Below are 23,820 nucleotides of genomic sequence, written 5' to 3'. Positions count from 1 at the left end.
CGATCCCCCCTAAAATTCCGTCAACTTCAAACCCTATTGTTATCAATATCGATGCGCATAGAGTCAGGTGAAGGTTCTTGGCTCTACTAAAATGTGATTTCATTTCCCCATCTCCTTCATGTTCGTTTTCAATTTCGACCACTTTGCAATCGTCGTAGGCATCGCCCAGTATTCACTGAATCCGACATTTTCGATCAAGTACACGTCTTCTCCGCATACTCCTATGAAATAGTCAGCGTCTTCTTTCGTATACCTCCCTCCACTTCTTCGCGCCTCGACGACTATCGCTCCATTGCGATCCTCACGAACTCTACATGTCTTGACTTGATACGTATGCCATCGCTTTGTCTGCGGGTGCTTCGCTACGATGTCATATGATTCCGTTGCCAAAGGACCCGCCACTTCGTAGCCGTTCGCGAGAAGTGCCGTCTGTGCTAACAATTCGCTATGCTTGCCTACGTTTGCTGTTTCCGTCGCTATTCGCCTTCCTCCTCTCCTCCCTCGATTGCCATCAACGCTATTTCATCCGCCAATTCACGCACAAACTCACTCAAATGGCAAATGAATGACGATGCTTTTTCAAACCCCTCAGGTCCAAACTTAGGTAGTTCGCTTTCTAAATAGTCACGAGCCTTTTTCTCCATCTCTTCGTCACGTGGGATCTCGACGACATGATCTGGCGTATGGATTTTGAACAAAATATCTCCTCCTTAGAATGGGTAGTTATCGTCGCCGTCGTCTCCTTGACCTTCGTCTTCAATCGGAGTTACTTCGCCTGTCTCGATACCTAACTTACTCACATCAAATCCGAAAGCACGTAAATCCTCTATCTGCTCCTCTTCTTTGCGGACTTTTAAAACTTTCTCGTATAGCAAGTCATCAAACGACTTCCCTTCTGTACTTTCGAAATGTTTGCGCTCTTGTTCGGATAAATCATCATCGTCAATAACTGGCGTCAACGATACCTGCGTAGCCATCTTCGTTCCTTCCTTTGACAGCTCGAACGCAAATGTACTGATCTTCTTCGTGTACTTATCGATAGCGGATATGACTTGCTTGGCTTGGTTTTTAGTGAGATCCACTATGAGTGGTGACCCGTCTTCAAGGTTAATGAATCCAAATAAATATCGCGGTTTCGCTTTCAGTTGGTACGCTTGATCCAGTAGTTCCTTCTTTTTATCTTTGTCATCCTCTTCGTTGGCTTTCGTATACAGGTAATCTACAGCCTTGTCGTAGTAATCAGGCTGTCCTCCAGGTTTTGTACACGGAGTTGTGTAAAACTTCCCGAAAACACCGTGCGCAAAGTATTCGACGAAATCTTCCGTCGATGGAACACGTACCTTGAAACTTGATCCGCTTTTCAATGGACGTAGAACTTTCGATACATCCGCCTTCTCTTCATTCACTGATTCCGCTGCCTCGCGACCCTTCTTCGCAATATACGACAATATATCGTCCTCCTTCGTATTGTTTTCGAGCTTCTACGCTCGCGAAACGGTATCAAACGATGGTTCGCTTGTAATCGCTTCGCCGACGTAGAAGCGTAATGTCGGCTACATAACGGGGATCATACTAGTGGCTATCTGACGATGTTCGTCTTGCCTCGTTTTAAAGTCTTCTTCGACTTGAACAAGGTACTTTTCAATTCCTCGGATATGCGCTTCAACAGCGTTTATTTTCGCTTCCGACTTCGTTTCATATTGCTGAATACGCATATCTGCTATATATAGATCCCACTCCAACCTTTCTCTTTCGAATTTACGTATATCAGCCTTCAGTCTACGAGCATATTTTCTCTGTTCTTTAGAGACCAGTTCCCTTACCTTCTCCTTCATAGTCGCATGGCCTATTAGCTCTTTTCTATACACTGTTTTTACTACGGATGCATCGGGTGTCGTTATGATCGCAAACCGATCACTCGCAAACAACAAGCTGTCTTCACCCTTATCGCCTTTCACTTCGGAAATAAATTTCGCCTTCGTTATTAGATGCCTAATAAATTTTTTCGCGCCTTGCCTAGACAAGTTACGGTTGTATTTGCTTCGCATACGCCATATTGCGTGATCGCTGATTTTAATATTGGCTTCTAATTGAAACACAGACTATCAGCTCCTTTAAAACTTAAGTGGGATTATCTACCCATGAAATTTTTCACAGATTTATTGTGTTGACCTTCGAGATGAATCCCTTTACAATAAGATTAATGAGTAAATAGAGCTAATTTACGTAATTAGCGGTCAATATGCGCCAATGACAGTGTATATTGCGTAAAAATCGATTATAATAATAATGAGGGAACGGAGCGCCAACTCCGCCCCTCTACGTTCCAATCGTCTAAGCTAAGATCGATTGGCAACGTTTTTTCAGTCGATGGACGAATACTTTTTGTGAGGATACTGAGCCGCCTCGGAGCGCCAACTCTTTCGCGGTTTCTGTATCTGACATTCCGTCCAACCAACACTTTATTACAAGACTGTTTTTTCTGAGATCTCCGCGCGCCAACGTGGAGATCTTTTCTTTTATCTCTGCTTCCGTTTCTCTTTCTATGATTCCGCCCTCAACATCCGCCAAAATGTCGGGAGGTTCGTATCCCTTGATTGCTTCGACATTCGTTATCTTCTCTGTATCGATTGAACGGCTGGGATCTCGAAGGTACTTACTTTTTTTCTGATAGATGCGTTTATCAATGAGATACCGTATACTACCTTTCGATTCGTCATATCTCTCGATGGCGCTTTCAACCTCTTTGAAGCACTCCCATCGAAATGCGCTTTCATCCTTGAGATGGTACCAGATGCTTTCTGCGATATCGTTGATCTTTCGCAAAAAATAATCGATCAACTGACGATTCGCCTCTTCGCAACCATCTCTAGCTCGAAGCGCCAACATATTCAGTTTTTCGTTTGTATTCAACATTACCCTCTCCCTTTTCTGTTTCTACAATAGATAGGGGCGAAGCAGTTACGATTTGATAACATTCTTTCGAAAAAAGTTATTATCAGAAAATTTATTTAATCATCTTTGCACAGCTTTCGTATATCTGTTCTTATTGTACAATCTATAGTGACTTATTGTCAATGATGAATCACAAAAAGTCACCTTAGAGTTATATTATGTTATGATAGAATTTCGAAAATGTGATAAACTGTGTAAAAGGAGGGCAGACAATGATAAAAAATAACCTTCCAGTGACTATGGCTAAACTGGGGTACAGAAAAGCAACTGAAATCGCAGATAAATCCGGTCTACACCGAGTAACTATCGGAAAGCTATTAGACGCGGACTCATTCGATGAAGATAGCCGAATCAACTTTGGTACCATCGAAAAACTTTGCAACACGTTCAACATCCAAGTAACCGACATATTTGAATACGTACCAGACGACGAATCCTAGTCGCTATGTACGCCGGACATCCGCTCCGGCGTTTTTATATGCGCAACGATAGCGTTGGTACCGGTTCCGCTCCTTCGATACACCTTCGTAATTCCTCGCCTGCTCCGAGTTCATTCACGTCCTTAATCCCGTCTGGTAATTTAATAACCGACAACTCAACGTATCCGCTCAATCTCGATATAATCTGTTCCTTTAGCTTCGTGCCTGCAAGGTCGTTATCAGTCGCGATAAGTACTGTTTCCAAAGAACTGTTCGCAACTATCTCGACTTGTCGGTCACTGATCTTTGCACCGCCAACTGCGATTCCAACCAACCCCGACTCCATAACCGTCATCGCGTCTATTTCCGCCTCGACAAGTACCGCCACTTTCGCTTCTCTTCTTTTCACGACATCCATTCCGTACATCATATCGCGAATTGGCATTCCTCCGCGTTGATACCAGAACGATTTACTATCCACACGTCTGTATTTCACGTTTCCTAGTTGCCCATCCGACAAGAACCACGGTATAGTCACGGCCTTCCGCTTTCTGTCGTATCCAACGTTCATTTCACGTTGTACCTTCTCCGAAATCCCCCGCTTTTCCAAATACGGATGCCGAAACTTATACGGTTTCAATATCTTCAAATCCAACGATCGTCTCTTCGCTTTCTCTTCGACGAGCAACGGTTTCAACGTCAATTCATCCGGATCATCTTCCTCGCAACCGTCCACGTATTTCTCTCGTAGATACTCCCTCGTCTCCTCTTCCGTTTCCTCACGAAGGAATGCCAGTAAACGAACCAATCCGCCACGCTGGTATTCGTATCCTCCCGAATCACCCCAATACCCCTTTTTCGCACCCGTAGCGGAATCGTCTCGTAGCCAAACGTAAAATGAAGGCCGTCTGTCGTCACAGCGAAACGGACTGCAAGCGCGGAGGCGGTCCTCGCACCATTCCGCATTGCGCCATTCGAATTCAAGAAGTTCCTCCGCTACATCAACGTCAAAATTCAAATTGATCCGCTCCTCCTGGCTCTCCGCCCGACGGAACTTCACAAACGATGCCGTAATTCGGAAGGTAGATCAGCTCGACTTGCGCTCCCTCTCCGCCATTGCGTCCTTTTCCAAGATCTATGATCCCGCGACCATCGAGCGTATCGATTCCGAAGGTGTTTGTCGCGTCCTCGAGAACAGCTTTCGTCTTCTTGATTTCCGCTCTGTTTGGCGCTTTCAGCAGACGATTTCCATCATCATCTTTGTCATTCCGGATCTCTTCGGATTGAGTAATCGCGTGGATAACGGTTTTCGTTCTTCCGGCAAGTTGGCGAAGTTTTTTCGAAGTATTCGCTGCGTCTCCGCCTGCTGTCCTCGTCGTATTTGCCTCGTAGTCGAGGTAGTAAAAAGGATCGATAACTACTACGTCAGCCTCTGTTTCGATTATGTCCACTTCCAATTGGCGTAGGTCTCTTCGAGTGAAATCCTCGTCGTCTGCTGCGCGGATAATTAAGTTCCCTGGAATCATCTCGTGGACTACGGAGAGGAACGTTTCTAAGCCCTGTTCGAATTCTTCCGTCAATGTCGCCATTAACAAAGCGCGGTTATCGAAGCCGCATTCATAGTCCAGTCCATCGATCTTCCTGTTAAAGACTCCTTCACGAGCCGATATCATCGAATATAATCGCGCCATAATCTCGAAACGAGCCATTTCCATTCCCCAAAACAAAACGTTGGCTCCTTGTAACGCTGAATCAACGGCCTCTGTTTTCGTGATTACGGATTTACCTCGCCCGCTTCTTGCGTACCAAGTATACAAATTGCCGGAGAAGTAACCCCCGATCTCCTTATTGATTGTAGGGAATGCAGACTTCCATATCCGCAGAGATTCACCTAGCTTTCTCTTCTTGTACTCCTCCAAAAATGCCGAGGTATCATATTTTACACTGGTTCCGACACTCAATCGAACATTTGTTTTCATTTTAATCTTCTCTGATTCGGAAATCAACCATTCTATAAATTTTTCGCCATCTAATTCTGAGAATTTCTTCACCGCTTCGTCTTGAAGCATTTTTTGAGCAAATTGTTTGGCTGAATGTGACTTGATCTCTCGCACAAGGTATTCGTAGTCATCACCAACATTTGGGTGGTACTCGAAACCCTGGACTTCCTCCGCCACTGTCCGAAAGTCTGGCGCTGTCCCTCGGTTCTTCTCTGCGTAATCTTGGACAAATCGATACGCTTTCTTTTCCGACTCGGTAGCAAGATGGTATTCTTCGACTCCAAACCGAACGAGCGCTTTCGGATCATTCGAGTCAATCACTTTAGAAAACAATTTCATTCCTGCGTTAGGCACATATCCATCCCCTTTCTTCAAGTTAGTCCTCTTACCTTTTTGTAAAATTAGCCAACTCAGTCACCATGCGTTCATGTTTCTTTTTCCGGTAGCTTTCTCCTTCGAACTCAATTGGTAAGCATAAATCCCGAACCCTGTCCATGATTCGTGTATCGTACACTCTCTCCAGCCCTTCAATATTTAGATTAGAGGTATACACAGTCGGCATTCTATTCGCAGATCTGTAGTTGATAAGCTCTTCTACATCTCCCCGAAACGCATCAGTACACCCCCTAACTCCAATATCGTCAATAATAAGGAACGGCACCTTCTTCGCAATGTCAAACCACCCGTAATACCTTCTCGATGCTTCCTTCGCTTGATCCTCGTCAACATGCTTCCTATTAGAGGCACTGTATCTCGACTGCCACTGATTAAAATCGAGAAAGAAAACAGGGCGGTCTAACGGTTTCCGCCCTAGTTTGAGTGAACCGATATAGTGTCTGACGAGGTATTCGTTTGCTATAACGCTGGCTGTTGTTGTCTTTCCGGTTCCAGTCGCAGAACTAAATAGATACAATGACTTGATACGTTCGCCACCCTTTTCAAATTGGCGAGAAAAAGTTCCGATATACTGTTCAATTATTCCGTATACTTTTCGCTGGTTTGGTCGGACTGGAGACGTTTTGATAGTAAAATTACGATAGTCTTTCGGTATATTCGCGTTGGCGATACGTCCTCCACCACCGCTTGCGCCGTGTATCGCTATGAAATGCGGGCATATGCGTGTGCACTCCGCCGTTCCCGCTTTCGTACATACACCGTTTAAAGTGCAGTTGTTTTCGTTAGTCGCTGTCATGGTGTTCCTCCCCTCTCTCTCAATTTTTGATTAACTGCGTTTCCGAAACGACCAAACCCAATCTCTTTACGATGAAATCGACTCCCTTCGGCGTGACATGCGTCGTGGCAACGTTCACCACTTGACCACCCATTTGTATCGAACTTTCCTTCACTGTGAAAAATCCTGCATCAATATATCGCTGATACGGTATATTCCGTCGACTGCCATCCATCAGTATCTTTTCGTCACGCAGCCTTGCAAATAGCTTGTTGGGACCGAATCCAATTGCCTTTGCCACTACACCGACAGTCTGCGAATTTTCACCGTTCATGAAGATGTCGTAGGATTTCGCCTTAGGAAGCATTACTTTGTTTTCGGCTTCTAATTTCTCGCGTAGTTCCATTTCGTCCGCCCAACCACGTAGAGCTTCTATATGAGTCGGCATGTTACTAGCTCCATACTGACCCGTTTTTCGGATTTCCGGCAATACCTCGTGAGTAACCCAACGTTGAAATGGCTTTGCTTCTGATTTATTGCTTCGCATGATTAACATATACAGTCCTGGCTCATTCACCAGAGACATCTCCTGCATTCCACCAAGGGTATAAACTTTTCTTACTCCCTTTTCGTCTTGTGCTAATCTCTTGACTGCGACACTTGAGTTGCTGTGTCCTAGTATGTTACAAGCGTCTTTTGCAACAAACCACGGCTCACCGTCTATTATCAGAGTCCGAACATCATTTCCTTTATAGTCGAATACACGTTGTAGCTGATCCATCTGCCATCACACTCCCTTTAGTTTGGTGTTGTATGACTCCTCGTTTCTCAGGATTGTGAGACGAACTTAACGTTCACCCGTTTTGATGAGCGTTACTTTTACCTCCACCCGCTCAATACGCTACTCAGACGATTCACATATTCTTCAATCTCTTCGCTAAGTTCCTCGAAGGATTCGTCTTCTTTATGCGTCTCTATTCGATCATAAATCACTTTCGTTTTAGTATATTCGTACTCTTCCAACAACTTTATGAATAGATCCGACAATTCGCGTTGCAACCTTACGATCTCCGTCTCCGCAGTAACCGCTCGCTCGATTGCTTCCGGCCATCCTTCCCGCGATTCAGCGATGAATTCTGCGTCCTCTTCGTCTGTGTACTGACAAATGTACTTCCAGCCTTTTTCAAGTTTCCTATCGACTTACGTAAATCGTTTATCAAGTTTCGCATATATGCCCTCCTTTACTGACTTGTTTCCGTCAGCTTTTTAATTTTGTAGTAGTCGTCCTTCGTATCAAGCGTCATTGGTTTTGTTAACCTCTTTCCGCAGCTACAGATGACTACTTCGACCGGAACATATGCCGCTATACCATTCGCACACTTAGGACAGACGTAAACATACGCAATCATCGTATAATAGCCTTGTCTAAAGGCTTGTAATCGGAAACCTCAGTAGGAGGCTCTACATCCCGCACCTCGCAGAAAACATCTATTTCCTCATCAACGACATTAAACACTTCATCTTCACTGAAATATAGCCAGTAATTCGAAACACGACCACTTGGTTTCATGCGGACCCACATCTCGTCGATTATCTTGACGAGGTAATCATGCCATTCTCCAGTTCTCCCTGCCGCACCGTACGCACCATACCCGTGAGAAACAACTTCTATTTTTGATCGATCATCTGAATCTACCCCAGCGTATCCATAGGTTCCGCGAACATAATGTCCCTCCGTATTCAATCGAGCTAACCATCCTTTAGAACTATTAGACGGCGTGATCTTCGGTTTTCCTGTCCGACTTTCTCCTACATCTACAAATTCGCTGTCTCCTGCTTGATACGGAATTATAGCTTGAAATCTTCCGCGGCCACGTTCTCCAAGGGATATTACTTCCATCTCTCCCCAGTTGAACTCCATCTTTCTTGGATCTAGATTGTACTTTTTCATCTTACATCTCCCCTTTTTATTAATTGACTGCGCGAACAAGGTACTTATCCATATCAATTGCACTTGACACTAATATCTTTTATCTTGTTAATTAGTTCTCGTTTAATATTAGTTCTTGTTAGTGTCAAGTTGATCCGTACACGGTTCTTTACTCGTCTTTTTCCTCCTACGCTTTACACGGAATACTCCTGACTTGACATGGCTCTACAAGCACATCAGCTTCGCTTTCATGTCTTCTCTCTTTTTTGCGCTTCCATCGACCGAAATCGAAAACGGGTTCACCTCCTTAAATCGATAAACCGTATTCGCGAATCTCTGCCCTTCAGTTCTCCTCTGCTCCTTCTCAACTAACGCCTTTCCGCGCCAACGATAGTCGCATAACTCCTTAATCCGTTTGTTTGTCGCTTGTCGCGAAATCCCTAATCGTTGGGCAATGGTGTCTTGCGATGGATAACACTCTCCTTTCCGATTGACAAACGCGGCAAGTACGCAAAGTGTCTGCCACCTTTCCGCTCCCATGTCTCCGATCATTCCATTGTGATTAGCCGAAATTCGCATCTTGACGAAAACTTCGTTTTTCATTTCCACGACCTCCATGACTTTTTCACTTCTTCGCGATTTTTTCTTGCTTACTGTTACTAGGGGCAAGGTGAGCCTCTTTTGATAACACTTTCGTGAAAACAATTTTTCTTTTTTCCTGCTTACTTGTATACACTCACTCCTGATCTCAATTTAGGACACTTTCTCCGAAAAAACTTTTCTTTTTGTCCCTCTATAATGTCTAGAGTCATCCTGAAACCACTTCGCACACTTTTGGCGAAAATAATTTCTCTTTTTTTCTCTTCACTATTTATAGGGGATGACTAACATTACTTTGATAACACTTTCGAAAAACTTTTTCAGAAATCACCTAATTAAATCCGTTCTAAACGCCATCAATCGCCACACATACGAAAACATCCGATCACTATTTACGCCTTTCTGTGCTATCCGTCATTCCACGACATCGCTATGTATCAATTACGAAAACAAAAAAAATAACGCCCGTTAAGGCGCTACTAAATCGGTTTCTATCGAAACAACGAACTGATCCGCGAAACCTCTCCCATGTAAAAATCCAACGTATACCATCCCGCTACTGCCCATGAAATCAAACTGACAAACGGTACCAGCGAACCGTGACCCATCTTTTCAAGCGTCTTCTCCACGAAAGACGAACCAATCGCTACTCCGACAACGACGAACATCGGCTCCATACCTAGCATGACACTCGCTCCTTTCGTTTTTCATCGAAGTATTTCCGCACCTTCGAATTCCGGACCAACCAAACAGCCGATTTCGTTGCGTATACACCCTGAACACCAACTATCGAAAGCAATACGATACTGCCTATCGGAGACATACGTTTTCCTCCCTTTTTGGCTATTCCCATCCGATGATCAAATCGCCATATTCTCCACGTGCCTTACAAATGTACTGGTCGCTTTCGGCCCAGTGAGTTGATACGGAATGGATTTCGAGATCCGGATGTGCATCGCGAAGTTCACGTACAAACTCCGTCATTCCGAACTGATCCACGAACCATTTGGCTTCCTCTCGATCCAGCCGATAATCAGAAGGACCGTTTTCCCGTTCACGCCCCCACATCATCGCAAATCCACCTCCGTCAAGATAACGTGTTTCAAGCCATCCAATTCTGTGTCCAACGCCTTCCTTCGATACTCCGTCGTCGTCACGAACATCACAATCGGGAATTCGCCTTTCCATGTTCCTGACTCATTCAGTTCGCGGTATAGTCGTATCTTCTCGCGGTTATCCGCCATTGACCGAGTGATGTCGACTTCAAGGAAATACTTTCGATCTTTTTTCGTGAACACAGCGTCAGGACGTAATGTTTCTTGTAGAAATTCGATCTTCGGTTCACTTCGCCATGTTTCTGGTAAAACCGATAAATACAGTTGATTGCGTAATAAATAGTGGCCGATATACACCGTCTTTTTCCGAACAATCCTCGATCCTACTTCATCGCGTCCCTTTTTCGAGAGATAATACACTTTCACTCTCTCGGTTAAAAAGCTCTTCACGAATCCCTCACGCTCCAACTCCGACATGAAGATTCGTGTGTTTCGGTTCCCTCCGAGATCACTGTGGAGGGCGCGTAGTTGATCCGCAGTCAAATAGTCCAAGTTCCTTAGCGAAGTCAATACCGCTCTCATCCGTAGGTACTTTCTTTGGCGTAGCGCAGCGTTCAACTTCGATCACCTCCGTTTTTTCGTTCTCTTCCGGTTCCTCTTGGCGCTTCGGAACGTCTTTCAGAAGCCGTTTAGCATCGGCATACGACAAGTGAAACGTTTGAACCTTTAGATCGTCCGTCTGCTGGTATATACATCTGCCAGGGATTCCAGGCAATTCGGAGGCACGGCCGTGATCCAAGATGATTCGCGATTGAATGTTGTCTCTCGTCCGGAAGCAGACGGAGGTCGAGATGTTCGTCTTGATCAACCCATCGACGATATCTGCGCTCGGTCTTTGCGTACATAAGACGAGAATGACGCCAGCCGCTCTTCCTTTCGCGCTGATCCGAGCCAGTGACGACTTGATTGCGTGCTTGGCGGCTTTGTCTTGCTTCGGCTCCCCACCTCTCTCCTTCAAGTCCGCCAACTCATCCATGACGAAAATCACGCGCTTCCCCTTCCATTGCTGCGACTCGTTCTTACGCAATATCTCGTATCTCCGTTCCATCTCACGTTCAACTTTACCGAGGAGTTTCGCTGTTTCACTTAATGTCGTCGAGAAGCCTTTTGTATGTTCGATGGTACGGAACAAACCTAATTCGACTCCGCCTTTGAGATCCGTCAAATACAAGTCCGCCTTCGTTTTCAGCGCGAGAGACGTGAGAATCGAACGCAATAATACTGATTTTCCTCCGCCCGCAATCCCACCGATGAGTAAATGCGGATACGAACCTTCGAAATCGTAGTAAATCGTCTCATTCAAATAATCCACGCCAATCGGAACTTGGTAATCATTGCGCAGAAAATCTGTTTTGTACTCGACTTCTTCCGGAAGGTCCACGTCATAGATGTCAATGTACACGCCTTCCGTCTTTTCGTATTTGACTTCGATGTCTTTCCGCAAAGTTTCACTTATGGCCGACTCACATTTCTCGATGTCCTCCGATGAAATCCCTTCCGGCAATTTCAGGTACAAACGACTTCCGTATTTCGTTTTGATGATCCGCGTTACCTTTGGCCGTCTTTTCTTATTGCCGTTTTCCGATACTTCGACTCCATTATTTCGGAGTACCGCCTGAACCTTTCTCGATTCCTTCGTTAGATGGAACAGTCGAACGGAACTATACGCAATCATTCCGCCGAAAACCGTGTAGCCAATGATCGGCACTCGTCTCGCTCCTTTCCGTTTGATTTCTTTTACGGTTCTTTTTCGTCTCTGATCCGGAAATTTGCGTTGTTTTCGATTTTCTTTTATACCGTGCTATATACCCGTATACGTCTTTCCTTTACGTTGGAACACCTCCTTCGGTGGCAGCTTCAGGGTGCTATTAGTTGTCGTCGTGTAGCCACCTCAGTCGGTGCGGCGCTGGCATCTGAATTGCGTGAATATGCCGATCAGATCAAACCTCGCATCAATTCCACATCTTGATCGTCTTCTGTGTGGTCGATTGATTTCGTAACCTGCGCTATCTGCATCGGAGTTCCTTGACCTAGACGGTAGTAATCAAGTGCTTTCTTTACGAACCCCGACTTGTTTGGACGCTTTATCACCATGTCGTAAAGGAATTTTTGATCCGGATCACTGATGTTGAAGACGATTGCGATCTGACGATACCGATTCGTCATAATAACCGCTTCCCTATTTCGAAGAAGCCTTTCGCGTTGGCGTACTTCGGGTCAACAGGAGCGGATACATTGGGAAAATGTCGTTGGATATACGGAATCAATTCGACGGCCATCGCTCCTGCTACAATGACGACATCCTCCGCGCTCCACTTCTTCCCGACTTCTCCGCAGATCCGCTCTGTAAGGTGTTTTGGACTCTTCGTTTTCGTCGTATCTCCGCCGAACCCAAGCGTTCCTGATTCACGGTCAATGTACCCTTTATCCCTGAGTGTCAAGAAGTTTACTGTCTTCGCACCGACATCGATTATTCGAACTAGACCATGTTGAGGATTCGCCCAGAATGCGCCTCCTCCTTCGATACAGACGACAACTTCTTCTATCTGTATTAGGCGCGAAATACCGTTCACTTCGATCCTGTGTTTTCCAGTGAGCAACTTTTTCATGGCCGTCTTCTCTTCTTCACTATGCAATTCGACAGGAAGCCCCGTAACTACGCTGACCTTTCCCATGCTGTTCGCGAGATAGACGGCAACGAGCGTCAAAATTAGCGTCTGCTCATGTGCTTTCGTATCCGTCATCATACTCCGATGAAATTCGGATTCGCGGACGGCTAGATCTCCGATAAACAGCTTTTCACCCTCGTAGATAACTTCGATCTCCTTGTCACGCTTCTTTCCAATATTGAGCCGTCTCCACTCGCCAATCACAGCTGGAAACGCAAACTTTCCGTGACGATGGACGACTTTGACTTCACTGCGTCCACAATCAACCGCGACTAACACATCATCTCGCCTCCTTCGATACACTCGATCTACACTAAAGGTACATCGAGTGTATACGGGCTGTATCGGAACTACACTGTGGGTAGATCGAGTGTACACTAGATGTATATCGATCAAGACATTTTTTATTCGCATTAATTTCTATGGACAAGGTGAATTTTTCGATTTGTTATTCGATCAAAAGAAGTTGTTTCGCATAAAACAAAATAAAATTCGTAATATTGAATCATAAACGAAAACAAGATAGACTAAAGGTAAAATTAGGAGGACGAGTATGAATAAAAAATGGTTGATTTCGCTTGTCGTAGGGGTTTTCGTGATTGTGGCGGGAGGAATCGGGATTGGGGTTTACGTTCTCGCGGATTCGGGGATGAACGATGAGGAATACGTGAAGGCGGTTAGAGATGCTACAAGAGCTTTCGAAAGTAAAACTTCATCTGCCATAGAGTCGGTTAGAGAGGAAGGAGGAACAGCAGCGGAAACTGCTTCCGCTATGTTAGTTAGTTTAGAAGGCGAGGAAATGCAAAATACTCTTGTTGAATTGGAACCCTCGGATCAATATAGAGAATCGCACGACAAAATTCTATCACTCTCGAAAGCAACAATCGATTCTTGCCGGGATTTCGCACAGAAAGAGTCCGATAAAACACGATGTACGAGTTATTACGATGCACTGCTAATGCAGGCAAAGAACGATTGAGAAAATAACATAACGAAGCGGCGTATTCCGAATTGGAACCACCGCTTCTTTTTATGTTTTGGTCTCGATTTTTCGCTTATATCTATTTTCTACTCGTATACTAATACTCCCTCTTTGTGTTTTTTTAAATAGGCAAAAATATGATGAAAAGAATATTATCTTATTGCATTAAAATAGTCGGAACTGTATAATATGGGCAAGTTGTAGTAATTCAGGGGGTGCAGAGAATTGGAACTTTTTCAGAGAATGAAATTGGGTGAATTGATTCGTAAAATTCGCAAGTCCAGAAACCTTCGCCTTGAAGATTTAGCCGACAATAACTGCTCACCAGCGACGATTTCGAACGTAGAGCGAGGCGCGCCTCATGTTTCAGCCGAAAAGATTTACTATTTGCTCGAAGAAAAGCTAGGACTCAATCGTGATGAATTACCTGAATTAATGCTTGACCAACAAGAAGAATTAGCGCACTTGCGAGATGAAATGTTCTACGTAGAAAGCCTTCTTCAATTACGGGACAACGAACATGCATTTATGCGCCTCGAACAAATCCCTATTAATTCCGAAACACACCCTTTTGCACCTAGATACCAACGACTAAAAGGAAATTATTTTAAATCAGTCGGTCAGTTTAAAAAAGCAAAACGTCATTATTCCGAAGCAATACGGTTATCCCAGCAGAGTAAATACGGTAAAGAAAGCAATGATGAATCTATTGCACTTTTTTCGCTTGCCTATTGTGAGCATCACCTAAATGAGCTTCAAAAAGCGCTAGATTATATCGAAAAAGCAATAAGTACTTTCAGCCGTTCAGGCGAGCGTCAGGACTACTATTATGTAATGATTCATGATAAGGCTGTTTTTCTTGAAAGACTCGGACTCAGTGTACAAGCATTGAAACTAGCCGAAGGTATTAAAGACGAAATCACAACGATTACGCGTTTTGATGTTGCAATTAGTTTTCAAAATCTACTTGCAGAATTGTGCCTTACAAACAAACTGTACGATGATGCAATCGAATATGCCCGTAAAGGCATATCACTTGCACAACCCATCCGCAATTACGACTTTTTACTCGGTCTCTGGACAACCTTGGGAACAATATATTTAACTATTAATGACTATAAACAGGCGGAACAGTCATTTGAAATGGCATTAAAAGCAGTAGACAAGATAGAGAACCGTCAAGCTTTACCTACCACCTACTCTAGATTAAGCGCTCTGTACATACAGCAAAAGCGTTGGGATGAAGCTTTAGATATGGCTTCGAAATCAGTTGAAGTCGCTAAACAGTTCAACGATATCCCGAAACTAGTAGAGTCATTAATCGTCACAGGTGATGCATATCGCTTACAAGGAAAAGCCACAGAGTCCACATCGTACTACGAAGAAGCACTCAATTACTCCCGTGATCGATATTTAGTATTTAAAGAGATACAAATCCTCCGGAAGCTCGCTGATGCATGGGAAGGGATCGATCAGCAGGAATTTACTCGTTGCCTTCACAATATGTATAGTGTACAAAAGAATAATAGGGAGTTACTTTCCGAAGGAGCTGATTATCTTGAAAAGTTGGGCTAAGGCATTATTTTTAATTGCTATTTTACTTACGATTTCTCTTCCACTATCAAATCAAGTTTCTGCCGAAGAGTCTAACCCAGTATATGTCGAACCACTTGGTCCATAATTATTTTAGAGCCAGAGCAAAGTCGCTCCGGCTCTTCTTTTTCTATCGCCTACTTCTCGTCCTCTCCGTCACCAATCCCCGGCGTTTTCGGATCAATCAAAATCCCGATACCTACTAGAAGCGCCATCAACATATCAATATAAATCTCATAACGATCCGCGATAACCTGCGAAAGAATCCCCTCTCCCACTAGAAAATATAGTACAAACGAAGACACCGAAGCCCAGAACCATCCATTACGAAGTCTCGCTTTCCAATCGATACCCATACTACTTCAACTCCCTTTCGATTTTAAATTCGATATTTTCTTGATTCTTCTTCATCGCCTTTTTCGCTTCTTCCAGTATCACATCGCGAGCGTTTTCGTCTATATCGAAGTACCCGATTTGCTCTCCATCCCTTAAAACACGCCAATATTCCTTCCGCTTCTTCGGCTTGTGTACCTCTTTCTTCCCAAACATCCGCATCCAATTATAATCGCCGACTTCACCGGATTTCTTGATTCCTTTTTTCTTTTGCCAAGTAATTAGACATGCCTTCGTTTTCGGACCAAAATACCCATCTATTTTAGCCCCTACAATCTTTTGCACGGCTTCTACATCTTTCCCATATTGCATTGGATTCGTATATTTCAATATACGAGAAAACCTAGCTCCATTGGGTGCTTTGTTTAGTTCATCTGCTTTAAATTGGTCAAATGGATTCGGTTCTTTCGCCTTTTCTTTAATCACTGCTGTATAGTCAAAAACCGGACATTGCTTCCATTCGTATCCTGACAATTCGTTGTGCCCTATGGTTTTCTTGTACTTTGGAAGCACCCCCATAAGGTATGCATGGAGTCGGCGTAAACTCTCCTTCTGTGAATGTGTCGGTTCTTCATATCGGAAATCTCCGCTCAAACAAATACCTACGCAATAGCGATTGTGGTTTCCAACATGGTAGGACATCACACCAAGGTTATGACAGTACTTAATTCTTCCATCAGCTTCGATTACAAAGTGATATCCTATTCCTGGCCATCCCAAACCAACGTGGTATCTCGCATATGATTCAGCATTAGATCCTGCCAAATTGCGTTTTGTCAGCGAGTGATGGATTATAATGTGGGTTTTAGAATTGACACCATAATCACGATAGCTCCCTCTTCTTTTTAATGTTTTGCGAACATCCTTAACCGGAACTCCTAAGTCAAATAGTCCCATTACTCATCGTCCTTTCCTCGTAATATCTCGATAGCCTCACGAACTTTCGGAGGTATCGGAAGTCCCATTCGCCCAAAGTTCTCAACAATTGATAAGCTTTCGTTTGCAATATAAAAAGCCACCGCTCCATCACGAAGCAAGTGACTTTCGCCTAAGAACTGATCTAAGAGATGTGCAACCGCTACAAACGCGAAAATTAGAAGTTTCCTCGGTATACCCTTCATTCCCCTTCGGCTGGATAAACGCCCCTCCTTCCCCGCTGCCACGAATCCTGTGAGGAAGTCAACAGTTACGAAAACCGCTAGTATCGTCAATGCCTCCGACCACCCTCCCCACATAAACGATGCGACCGCACCTCCAAACCCGACTAAAAGTTTGACGTAAACTAACTGATCAATACTAGCCATACTACTAACTCTCCTCTACGGTTTCTCCGTCCCACGAAATCGACCTCACCTCCTCTCGTGTGGTACTCGCTTGTACTTGTGCTTTCAATCGCCAATACTTTTCGATATTTCCACGTTTGTGCGCCTCTGCTTCTTGGGCTACCGATTTAAATTCTTCTCTCGAATGCGAAACAACCCCGCTATCTTCCGTCTTCCAATCGACGGTCGATATATCGGAGTTGCCGATCAAAATAGTATATTGTTGCGTCATGTTGATTTGGTCCGTTTGCGAAAAATCATAGATATGCCCCGTTGTTTCTGACGTAAATCCAGAAAGAATAGCTGATTCACAGCATTCGTTCAACCACAATATTTTTCGTTTTTTCTCCGGTTCAAGGAGATTAGCTTCGAGGATCGCGTCTTCGGGAGACACATCGTTATCCACTACGGCGTAATCACATTTGACGCCACACAACTCTCCGGAGTCAAAACGAATGCAATTTTCTTCGTCGTCTATTTCAACGTTTTCAATTCCTTCAAGTACATCTACAATTTCGCCACCTTCGAACAACACAATTTTCATTCTATCGCCTACTCACAAGTAATTTTGAGAGTACAGTCTTTCGCCATGTGAAGATAGTTCGACTGACTCGTGCTACTGGTGTACACCCCGATTCCTTTCGCTGTACCATCCCGGAGCTTTTCGCCAAATGAAATCGGAAGCGTGACCCATTTCGATGTCCCCCACGCAAAGCTCCCTCCGTTTGTCGATCCCGACATAGACGGCGTACCTGACGCAGACGAACGGTCGTGCGTACAGAAGTAGACTGGTCGTGACGCAGAATAACCGCCGGAACTAAGTCGCGAAGTGTAAAGTTTTACGGAGGTTATCGTTTTTCCTGCGAGTTTCGAACGAATGTCGGAATAATCGAAAAACCAACACCCTCTATGAAGACCCGCGTCTCCCCACGAGCCAGGATCGCCTTGAGTAACCTGATCGTATCGATCCCAAGTATTCCAATCCCATTTCGAATCCCACGATTGACTTCCCGTCTCGTTCCACATGTACGACTCCGGTTGAGGATCATATGTACCTCCTCCAGAGCCATCCGATGCAGAACCAGTCAACGAGACTCTAGCTCCGCTTGTCGCATTGATATCCGCAGTTGTTCCGGACGGGTATGTCCCCCATCCAGCGATTACTCCTGTGTTTGTCGCCCTCACTCCGTACTTACCTTTCCCGATATTATTTGCACTTGCGATATGCCCACCCACGGTTGCGTGAAGGCATCCGCTATCCACATCGTATATCTCGCAGTAATTAGCAACGACATTCGAACCCTCTGAGGATATTCCGTAATTACATTTGTTGTCGCCTTGAATCCGCACACTATTGATCGAAACCCAGTTCGACATGAGTGTACGGATTACTGCGTATGGGTTCGAATCGTTCCTGTGCGTCGCACCGCTATGGGTAAAGGTACCATTAAAAATATAAATACGGTTCAGACAAGAAGCCACACGGAAATACCCATAAAGATTCGTTGATTCATCTTGGAACTCGAAATATAGTTTTCCTGGGCCGATGATATTGTCCAACACTATTTCCTCATCAACCGTTGTACCTGATTTAATCATAAAAGTTATATCGCCGATATTGACCTCTTTTACATTCTCATCGATTGCTTGCTGTAACGATTGATACGCTTGATCCCACGAAGAACCGTCGTTTTCGTTAGACCCGCCGTCTGGATCTACATAAATCGTCTTATCTTCATTCCCTTTTACAACTACGTTATCTCCCGACAATTCACCCACATAGAGCTTCGAGAATCCCTGTTGTTCTGCGCTTAGTGTCGTAACTATATCGTTTTCATCATTCAACAAATACAGTACTCCGTTCTGCCCAATCCCATCGACAGTCCCACCGACATAAAACGTTCCCCCACGAATTCGGTCGGATAACATCGTACCTGATCTAATTACGCTTGCTACGATGCCATCGCCGGTAATAGCGTCTTCATACACAAAATCTCCGTTAACTTTCTGATTCGATACAGCGACAATCCCGTTATTCATCAGGATGGATTTCGTTGGATTGTGACTCAACGGCTTATCTAGAATGTTGATCCCGTCATTCGTGGTTAGAATTGTTCCGCCACCAGCGTAAATCTCGGTGTTCACCGTATCAATAGCTCCTTGAAGCCAAGAAGTCCGTATCGGATCAGTCACGCCGATCTTCTCGCCAACTCTACGCTCCACATCTCTTAGTTTCGTAGAGTCATCCGCCATTTTAGGTAGGAAATTTCCGATCGTCACAACGGTATCTTGTGGTCTATCGAGGTGACGCTCCACTCCTATAACTCTCGCTTCTGCCCGAAGTTCGGGAGAGAATTCGCGATCAATGACGAAAACCGTATCGCCGAGACGTATCGCTTCGTGGCTGTAGTCTTCGCCATACGCACGTTCAAGGTCGACCACTGTCGCCGTGTACTCGACAAGTGGCTCTTTCCGTTTCTGCAATTCATCCCATGTCGCCTGCAATAGTTCTTCCTGATCTTCGATATCGCTATCCATAAACTCACCGAATATGCGTCGGTAGGTTCCGTCTCCATTCGGCATTCCCCAAGCATCCCGCGCATCTGAATCGCCTATCCACGACTGTCCGGCAGGTTTGTCGGCTGGATCTCCGTTGTCAACAGACCACTCGGCACTCTCGAAGGTGACGTAGGTTTCGTTGTCGTTTTCGTCTCTATCGGATTTTCCATACCCATAGAGCGCGGTCACTAGGGACTTGGAATCGACTTTCTTCCCTATCGATTGAACGTCTTTTCCATATTCAAACCTCTTCCGAACGCTGTTTCCTAGTTGTTGGACGATATCGATATAGCGACCTGTAATTCGGTTATTTGGGGCGGTGATTCTAAAACGAACCTCACCGCCCCAAACTTCCAAGATTCGGTTAATCCAGCGAATAACGTTTCCACGATAGAAGCGCTCATCATGCGTTCCAAAGTCAGCGACAGTTCCAACTTGCCAACGAGTACCCGACAGAAGCCGTTCAAGTGCGTGTTCCGCAGTTCCGGCTGTAAACGAAATGTCTTCGACGGGTTCTCCAAGGAGTTCAGATGCCGCTGATTCGCAAATGACTTTTTTCGTCTTGATGGAGTCATGCGTTTCTTGTATGTCCTGAATGATGAAGAGTCGGTATAATCCATCAAGATCTCGAAAACAAACGAAGTTCTTTTCGATGACGTATTCCGAGTCTTCGTGAGTAGCGTCAATACTGAATTCCAGTTGCTCAAATTCGTTTATAGTTTCTCTATGAATAGCGTCGAAAAAGGTACACGCCTTGTTCGACTGATTCGTCAAAACAGCGAGTACCTTTTCGTCAGAACGATCAATTATCCACAATTTATTTAACTTATCCACAGTTTCACCTCCTCTATTTCCAACGTTCGGTAAACATCGCCTCAATTCTCGCGACACCGCTTGGCTCTACGATGAATTCGGTTTCTCCCTTCGGTATCGTGAAGAAATCCGAGTCAAGATCCGGCATGTTTAGCGTGCCGTTGTGGGTAACCTTTGCTCTTTCGTTATCGATCACTATTACGTCCCCAACCAAAAACTCTTCGCCTACTTCCGGCGTGACATAAACATAATGGATTCCGTCACTCACTTTCAAATACGATGCAGATTTTACTATCGACACGGTGAATATCGGTTGAACAGGCGCAGTCCCTTCGACAATCATTGAAGCATCGTCATCCGTAGCAAGCGAGTCATCTAAAGCGATCTTGTATGTCGTATGTTTGTCAACGTCCAGTGGTTCGCCTGAATCATACCCATCCGCTATTTCCGTGTCAGTACGGGCAATACTCGAGATACGAAGATCATCGATCAGCCCATTCCAATGGTTCCCGCGGTACTGATTACATCCGATGTAAAGCCGAGTTGCACCATCAAGCGAGATACTCTCCGTCAACTCCGTTGAATCTACTTCTACCCCATCAATGAACAGAGAAACATTGGTTGAACTCCAACGCACAACTACGTAATGCCAACCGATAGACGGCGAAGGGGTCGACATCACTTCAACCCCGTTGAAAACCACCGCATAATTCCCATCAGATTTCCGATACAGCGACATTTGAGAATTCCCGTCCAAATCCAAAATATATCTATCTGTTGAGCTATGGCTTTCTTCGTAAACCCAAGATTCAATCGTTCCCTCCGCTTCATTCAACACTTCTTCCGTCCAAATATACATGGATTCATCGTTTCGAGTCGAACCGTAAGGATGCCATCCGGTCGGATATGGTTTCTTTTCGAGTTGCCATCGAGATACATTAGTCGGTGTTAGAAGGATTTTTGAAGTCGCGGGTACTATTTTCGTCTTCTCTTCTTGCGCAATCCTCCACGACAGGTTGTTTAGCGTTGGCGTAATGGAAGTATCCGAAGTTACGAGAGTATAGCGTACATATAGCGATTTTCTGCTCAAATCCTCGCTAGAAACTAAAAAAGACGACCCGTTGGTCGCTTCGTTGTAATTAGTTCCGTCGAGACTGATTTCGATTTTGATATTCGTATCGGGTGGTACGTCCTCTGACCACTCCATGTACGATTCTTCGACTTCCTCAATAGACCCGACATCTACTGTTTCAATATTAATTGTCTGCGAAGGTTTGTATCCTGTGAAAAGATCGTAATCCATTCGATCAATAGACGGGGTTTCGGATATGTCGGTTGTCGTGAGTGTCCACTTGTAACGGAGATAAGCGTTGGAAAGGTCGGTATCCTGATTTATGCCGGGCAGCGGATCTCCACTACTAGATACCTCTTCGTATTCGCTCCAACTATTGCCGCCGTCTAATGAAAACTGTGTTTCTAGTTTCACCGAACTATCTGTAGGCTCATCATAAACAAACCATGTTAATTCAGTTCTAGATGCCTTTCCGACCTGCGAAATATCTATCGGAACAGATTCTCTTTGACCGAAGGTCTCGTAGCCAGAATATAGTGTGTACTCCGCTCTATATATTTGCGGAGAAAAACAGGAGTCACGGCTTTTCAGAGTGATTCGGAAACAGACTTCAACATTTGAAACGTCATCTCCCTTGGACAACCCGACTATATTGTCCTTGTCAAAGTCTTTCCAACCCTGTTCAGCCCCTCCGATTTTGAGCTGAGACTCCCATGTGATCGTATAATCGTCTGCCGAAAACGGAGCCGGATACGCAGCACCCCAACCCACTCCTACAGATTCGTACGTATCAACTGAACTCAGAGAAAGGTAGTCGGTCGTCCACGCTCCCTCGTATTCGTGATTTGTCGGAGGCGCACCAAGATCTTCGCCAAACGCTATATACGTTGGTCCAATATCGAAATCGCCGTAACCATCGGGACCATCGATATAAAACTGAATCTGATTTACGGTAGAGTCTCCGTACCACCAACCTCCGCTATCCTCAACTCCATCTACATACTTTGTCATAGATGTAGAGCTGTGGCACACAATCCGCTGCCATACCCATTCTCCAGAAGTACTTGGTAGCTTTACTTTTATATAGTCGACGTCATCCTCAATAACAACGTACGCATCCACATTGTTTCGACACCTAACTCGGAAATCCATCGTCACTGGAAAAACAGTTTGATCTAACAGCTCCATTCCAAAGTTCCCCGAAACCCCTGACCCTCCATCAGTGATCTCAACATAATTCGTTTTTTGCGTCACGGTACCTCCGTATCCCGAACCCGCAATTTCCCACGTGTCAGTATAGTCTCCCATATTCTCTACTAAATCCCATGATGGAAGATTCGATAGGACTAGATTTCCACTCTCCGCAGTAGTTCCATCCAACGTATTCGAATCGGAAGTCCACTCAGAATCTAAATCATAGACTAGGCGCAAATCTTCACCAGTCTTCGCAAGCTCCAAAAAGTCACCGTCAACTTCTTCGGTATTCACATGAGTTCCCGTATCCCACCCCTGATCTACGTATCCTTCGAAGTCCTCTCCTTCTTTTTCGAGACTCACGTCAATATCGTATTCTTTCTTGTGTTCTATTTTCGCATCTCCACCGATGATGGATAGCGAATACTCTTCGCCAACATCCACAGCCACTTCTTCGTTACTCGGCGAACTGGCTGACAGTAATAGGTTCTCCGCTCCCTCTTCGATGAGTACCGCCTTTCCGAACTTCCCATCACGATATACCGGATAGTGTTCAGTGAATTCCGTTCCGTCATCGCGGTACCGGATTCCTTCTCGCACGAAAACAGCGTACGGGTTCGCTATTCGCTGCGTTTTCACCTCTCCATAAGCGTACGGATCAGGGCAGAAGAACTGAATCGAAAACTGTCCGAAGGTTCCTATTCGTTCCGGCGTCGGAGTGTCGTTTACCACGGCGTAGTACGTTTTGTCTGGTTCGGTGTCAAAAATCAACGGGGCAGGCTCATCTTCATCCAGCCATTTCGCAATCAGTCGAATTCTGTTCTCGAAATCCGTTTCGCCTATGATGGCACAATGAAGCGTGAATATCCTAGCACCTTTTTCGGCTCCGTAATAAAGAACACCTGCACGCGCAGGGACTTCCGTAGTCTGGAGTTGCCGTGATGGAAGTAACTGCGGATCGATTTTAGTGACCGTTAAATTATGCTCATCCGAATGAACGCCATTAAAAGAAAAACTCAAGCTATCGCCTCCT

General features: G+C 44.9%; 28 protein-coding genes. 3 read left to right on the top strand and 25 right to left on the bottom strand.

The annotated features are described in order from the left end of the window. Positions 1 to 99: 99 nt before the first annotated feature. From AC6RGY_RS00270 to AC6RGY_RS00250, 5 genes are all read right to left on the bottom strand, one after another. The gene (locus AC6RGY_RS00270; RefSeq protein ID WP_499858706.1) at positions 100 to 441 is read right to left on the bottom strand and encodes a PDDEXK-like family protein; all 342 of its coding nucleotides are present in this window, start codon (positions 439 to 441) and stop codon (positions 100 to 102) included. A gap of 35 nt (positions 442 to 476) precedes the next feature. Beyond that, complete coding sequence (locus tag AC6RGY_RS00265; RefSeq protein ID WP_499858703.1) at positions 477 to 698, bottom strand: hypothetical protein; 222 nt, start codon at positions 696 to 698, stop codon at positions 477 to 479. A 12-nt stretch (positions 699 to 710) separates the two neighbouring features. Beyond that, positions 711 to 1,448 (bottom strand): hypothetical protein, encoded by a 738-nt coding sequence (locus AC6RGY_RS00260; protein WP_499858700.1) that lies wholly within the window; start codon positions 1,446 to 1,448, stop codon positions 711 to 713. 105 nt (positions 1,449 to 1,553) lie between these two features. Then, positions 1,554 to 2,099 (bottom strand): hypothetical protein, encoded by a 546-nt coding sequence (locus tag AC6RGY_RS00255; RefSeq protein ID WP_499858696.1) that lies wholly within the window; start codon positions 2,097 to 2,099, stop codon positions 1,554 to 1,556. Positions 2,100 to 2,334: 235 nt separating this feature from the next. Continuing rightward, the gene (locus tag AC6RGY_RS00250) at positions 2,335 to 2,913 is read right to left on the bottom strand and encodes a hypothetical protein (protein WP_499858693.1); all 579 of its coding nucleotides are present in this window, start codon (positions 2,911 to 2,913) and stop codon (positions 2,335 to 2,337) included. A gap of 254 nt (positions 2,914 to 3,167) precedes the next feature. Here AC6RGY_RS00250 and AC6RGY_RS00245 point away from each other — a divergent pair, with 254 nt between their 5' ends. Continuing rightward, the gene (locus tag AC6RGY_RS00245) at positions 3,168 to 3,395 is read left to right on the top strand and encodes a helix-turn-helix domain-containing protein (RefSeq protein ID WP_499858690.1); all 228 of its coding nucleotides are present in this window, start codon (positions 3,168 to 3,170) and stop codon (positions 3,393 to 3,395) included. Between the two features lie 34 nt (positions 3,396 to 3,429). On the opposite strand, the gene AC6RGY_RS00240 is transcribed toward AC6RGY_RS00245, so the two are convergent. The 14 genes from AC6RGY_RS00240 to AC6RGY_RS00175 all read right to left on the bottom strand — a co-directional run bounded on the left by AC6RGY_RS00240 (position 3,430) and on the right by AC6RGY_RS00175 (position 13,138). Beyond that, positions 3,430 to 4,392 carry a toprim domain-containing protein gene (locus AC6RGY_RS00240; protein ID WP_499858686.1) on the bottom strand — a complete coding sequence of 321 codons (963 nt, stop codon included), beginning with the start codon at positions 4,390 to 4,392 and terminating at the stop codon, positions 3,430 to 3,432. Next, positions 4,382 to 5,749 (bottom strand): AAA family ATPase, encoded by a 1,368-nt coding sequence (locus tag AC6RGY_RS00235; RefSeq protein ID WP_499858685.1) that lies wholly within the window; start codon positions 5,747 to 5,749, stop codon positions 4,382 to 4,384. Before AC6RGY_RS00235 ends, AC6RGY_RS00240 begins: the two co-directional genes overlap by 11 nt. A gap of 10 nt (positions 5,750 to 5,759) precedes the next feature. Then, positions 5,760 to 6,566 (bottom strand): P-loop NTPase family protein, encoded by an 807-nt coding sequence (locus AC6RGY_RS00230; RefSeq protein WP_499858683.1) that lies wholly within the window; start codon positions 6,564 to 6,566, stop codon positions 5,760 to 5,762. Between the two features lie 19 nt (positions 6,567 to 6,585). Continuing rightward, the gene (locus AC6RGY_RS00225) at positions 6,586 to 7,326 is read right to left on the bottom strand and encodes a phage antirepressor KilAC domain-containing protein (protein ID WP_499858680.1); all 741 of its coding nucleotides are present in this window, start codon (positions 7,324 to 7,326) and stop codon (positions 6,586 to 6,588) included. Positions 7,327 to 7,424: 98 nt separating this feature from the next. Continuing rightward, positions 7,425 to 7,604, bottom strand: coding sequence for a hypothetical protein (locus tag AC6RGY_RS00220; protein ID WP_499858678.1), 180 nt, complete (start codon positions 7,602 to 7,604; stop codon positions 7,425 to 7,427). Between the two features lie 2 nt (positions 7,605 to 7,606). Beyond that, positions 7,607 to 7,774, bottom strand: coding sequence for a hypothetical protein (locus AC6RGY_RS00215; RefSeq protein ID WP_499858675.1), 168 nt, complete (start codon positions 7,772 to 7,774; stop codon positions 7,607 to 7,609). A 176-nt stretch (positions 7,775 to 7,950) separates the two neighbouring features. Continuing rightward, a complete protein-coding gene (locus AC6RGY_RS00210) occupies positions 7,951 to 8,496 on the bottom strand; it encodes a hypothetical protein (protein ID WP_499858673.1) in 546 nt (181 codons plus the stop codon). Between the two features lie 204 nt (positions 8,497 to 8,700). Continuing rightward, entirely contained in the window at positions 8,701 to 9,078 is a 378-nt protein-coding gene (locus tag AC6RGY_RS00205) for a helix-turn-helix domain-containing protein (protein ID WP_499858671.1), read from the bottom strand. Between the two features lie 488 nt (positions 9,079 to 9,566). Further along, positions 9,567 to 9,761: a hypothetical protein gene (locus tag AC6RGY_RS00200; protein ID WP_499858670.1), complete on the bottom strand. Its 195-nt coding sequence runs from the start codon at positions 9,759 to 9,761 to the stop codon at positions 9,567 to 9,569. A gap of 157 nt (positions 9,762 to 9,918) precedes the next feature. Then, positions 9,919 to 10,146, bottom strand: a complete 228-nt coding sequence (locus AC6RGY_RS00195; RefSeq protein WP_499858669.1) for a hypothetical protein — start codon at positions 10,144 to 10,146, stop codon at positions 9,919 to 9,921. After that, on the bottom strand, positions 10,143 to 10,712 hold the full coding sequence (locus tag AC6RGY_RS00190) for a replication-relaxation family protein (protein WP_499858667.1): 570 nt from the start codon (positions 10,710 to 10,712) through the stop codon (positions 10,143 to 10,145). The genes AC6RGY_RS00195 and AC6RGY_RS00190 overlap by 4 nt, the downstream gene beginning before the upstream one ends. Next, the gene (locus AC6RGY_RS00185) at positions 10,639 to 11,898 is read right to left on the bottom strand and encodes an FtsK/SpoIIIE domain-containing protein (protein WP_499858665.1); all 1,260 of its coding nucleotides are present in this window, start codon (positions 11,896 to 11,898) and stop codon (positions 10,639 to 10,641) included. The genes AC6RGY_RS00190 and AC6RGY_RS00185 overlap by 74 nt, the downstream gene beginning before the upstream one ends. A gap of 227 nt (positions 11,899 to 12,125) precedes the next feature. After that, the gene (locus AC6RGY_RS00180) at positions 12,126 to 12,356 is read right to left on the bottom strand and encodes a hypothetical protein (RefSeq protein WP_499858663.1); all 231 of its coding nucleotides are present in this window, start codon (positions 12,354 to 12,356) and stop codon (positions 12,126 to 12,128) included. Next, on the bottom strand, positions 12,353 to 13,138 hold the full coding sequence (locus tag AC6RGY_RS00175) for a ParM/StbA family protein (RefSeq protein ID WP_499858662.1): 786 nt from the start codon (positions 13,136 to 13,138) through the stop codon (positions 12,353 to 12,355). Before AC6RGY_RS00175 ends, AC6RGY_RS00180 begins: the two co-directional genes overlap by 4 nt. A 274-nt stretch (positions 13,139 to 13,412) precedes the next feature. Here AC6RGY_RS00175 and AC6RGY_RS00170 point away from each other — a divergent pair, with 274 nt between their 5' ends. Continuing rightward, entirely contained in the window at positions 13,413 to 13,838 is a 426-nt protein-coding gene (locus AC6RGY_RS00170; RefSeq protein WP_499858660.1) for a hypothetical protein, read from the top strand. A 228-nt stretch (positions 13,839 to 14,066) separates the two neighbouring features. After that, on the top strand, positions 14,067 to 15,416 hold the full coding sequence (locus AC6RGY_RS00165; RefSeq protein WP_499858659.1) for a helix-turn-helix domain-containing protein: 1,350 nt from the start codon (positions 14,067 to 14,069) through the stop codon (positions 15,414 to 15,416). Positions 15,417 to 15,571: 155 nt separating this feature from the next. Here AC6RGY_RS00165 and AC6RGY_RS00160 read toward each other — a convergent pair whose 3' ends face one another. From AC6RGY_RS00160 to AC6RGY_RS00135, 6 genes are read right to left on the bottom strand one after another with little or no spacing between them, the layout of a single operon-like run. Then, positions 15,572 to 15,790, bottom strand: a complete 219-nt coding sequence (locus AC6RGY_RS00160) for a phage holin (RefSeq protein ID WP_499858658.1) — start codon at positions 15,788 to 15,790, stop codon at positions 15,572 to 15,574. A 1-nt stretch (position 15,791) separates the two neighbouring features. Beyond that, positions 15,792 to 16,724, bottom strand: coding sequence for a peptidoglycan recognition protein family protein (locus AC6RGY_RS00155; RefSeq protein WP_499858656.1), 933 nt, complete (start codon positions 16,722 to 16,724; stop codon positions 15,792 to 15,794). Beyond that, positions 16,724 to 17,131 carry a phage holin family protein gene (locus tag AC6RGY_RS00150; protein WP_499858655.1) on the bottom strand — a complete coding sequence of 136 codons (408 nt, stop codon included), beginning with the start codon at positions 17,129 to 17,131 and terminating at the stop codon, positions 16,724 to 16,726. Before AC6RGY_RS00150 ends, AC6RGY_RS00155 begins: the two co-directional genes overlap by 1 nt. Positions 17,132 to 17,135: 4 nt before the next feature. After that, positions 17,136 to 17,693 carry a DUF4376 domain-containing protein gene (locus AC6RGY_RS00145; RefSeq protein ID WP_499858654.1) on the bottom strand — a complete coding sequence of 186 codons (558 nt, stop codon included), beginning with the start codon at positions 17,691 to 17,693 and terminating at the stop codon, positions 17,136 to 17,138. An 8-nt stretch (positions 17,694 to 17,701) separates the two neighbouring features. Beyond that, the gene (locus AC6RGY_RS00140; protein ID WP_499858653.1) at positions 17,702 to 20,542 is read right to left on the bottom strand and encodes a phage tail spike protein; all 2,841 of its coding nucleotides are present in this window, start codon (positions 20,540 to 20,542) and stop codon (positions 17,702 to 17,704) included. 13 nt (positions 20,543 to 20,555) lie between these two features. After that, a complete protein-coding gene (locus AC6RGY_RS00135) occupies positions 20,556 to 23,807 on the bottom strand; it encodes a distal tail protein Dit (protein WP_499858651.1) in 3,252 nt (1,083 codons plus the stop codon). Positions 23,808 to 23,820 lie beyond the last annotated feature (13 nt).

The sequence above is a fragment of the Mechercharimyces mesophilus genome (assembly GCF_059818345.1).
Note: the sequence above shows the minus strand (reverse complement) of the source record. Positions and strands in the feature narration are given on the sequence as shown.